This window comes from Streptomyces sp. NPDC005728, from assembly GCF_040630895.1.
In the GTDB taxonomy this organism is placed as follows: Bacteria; Actinomycetota; Actinomycetes; order Streptomycetales; family Streptomycetaceae; genus Streptomyces.
In genome coordinates this window covers 1-1173 of record NZ_JBEXYL010000305.1, presented here as the reverse complement: position 1 = coordinate 1173, position 1173 = coordinate 1, and the positions used below count along the sequence as shown (strand labels likewise).

Sequence of the window (1173 nt, the reverse complement as noted above, 5' to 3'; positions counted from 1 at the left end):
TACTGACTTCGGCTCGTCAAGGTGACGTTGGGTCGTCGGGGGTCAGGCCGGTGCCTGCTATGAAGCCGTTGAGGGTGTCGGGCCGGTACTGGAGGCGTTTGAGCCGGTTGCGTACGAGGGCTTCGAGCCGGTCGAGGGCGACGACGGCGAGGTTGGCGAGGCTGCGCTTGACGTGGGCCCACACCCACTCGACGGGGTTCAGATCCGGCGAGTACGCGGGCAGCAGGAAAACCGTCAGCCACTCACGCTCGGCGATCAACCCACGCATGGCGTGGGAGACGTGGGTGTTGAGCCGGTCCCAGACCAGCACGATCGGCGCCTTGACCAGGTGGTGGACGCCGTCGATCAGCGCGATGAAGTCGCGTTCGCCCATGCTGCGGCGTGTGCCCTTGCCCGCGGGGTGGGTGCTCAGGCGGTGGCACAGCCGGGTGCGGGAGCCGGGCCGCATCGCGATGAGTCCGGCCACCGACAGCCGTCCCGAGCGTCGGCCACTCACCGTCACCTGCGGGGTGCGGCCGCGCCGGCCCCAGGTGCGCCCTTTGGGCGGCCGTCGGGTGAAGCCTGCCTCGTCCTCGAAGCAGATGTAGCCTCCGCAAGCCGCCCGAGCTCTTTTACCTCGGCCCAGGTCGCCTCCTTCCATGCGGTCACGGCCTGCTCGTCGCGCTCGGCGACCCGCCGCGCGGGGACCTGCGGGGTGAAGCCGAGCCGGTGCATCAGCCGGGTGGCCCCCGAGACGCTGTAGGAGATGTGGAACTTCCTGCCGATCAGCGTGGCTACCCGGGCGGCGGTCCACACCTGGTCCTCCACCCAGCCGTGCGCGGCCGGCCCTTCATCGAGGTACGCGGCCAGCTTTTCCAGACAGCGCGGGGACAGGCGGCATCGCGATCCACTCGGGCCACGGGAAGCCAGAGCCTGCACGCCACCGTCCCGCCACATCTGGTGCCACTGGTAGGCCGACTTCAGGCTCACCCGCAGGCGCCGTGCGACATCCGGCGGCTTGATCTTCTGCTCGAACAGCTCGGCCGCCTGCATCCGTACCGTCTCCCGGCGCTGACGTCCCGCAGGGGTCAGCCCGCCCCCATCCGCATACCTCATACACCACGGAATACAGACAACACTCCAGGCCCATCAGCGACTTCGAGAGAGATCACCCTAAAGAGCCGAAGTCAGTAA

At 68.7% G+C, this 1173-nt stretch carries 2 protein-coding genes; both read right to left on the bottom strand.

Annotated features, from left to right (window positions below; all coding sequences use genetic code 11):
* Positions 1-16 precede the first annotated feature (16 nt).
* Positions 17-583 (bottom strand): transposase, encoded by a 567-nt coding sequence (locus tag ABZ471_RS48800; protein WP_359075649.1) that lies wholly within the window; start codon positions 581-583, stop codon positions 17-19.
* Complete coding sequence (locus ABZ471_RS48795) at positions 499-1095, bottom strand: winged helix-turn-helix domain-containing protein (RefSeq protein ID WP_359075647.1); 597 nt, start codon at positions 1093-1095, stop codon at positions 499-501. Before ABZ471_RS48795 ends, ABZ471_RS48800 begins: the two co-directional genes overlap by 85 nt.
* Between the last annotated feature and the right edge of the window lie 78 nt (positions 1096-1173).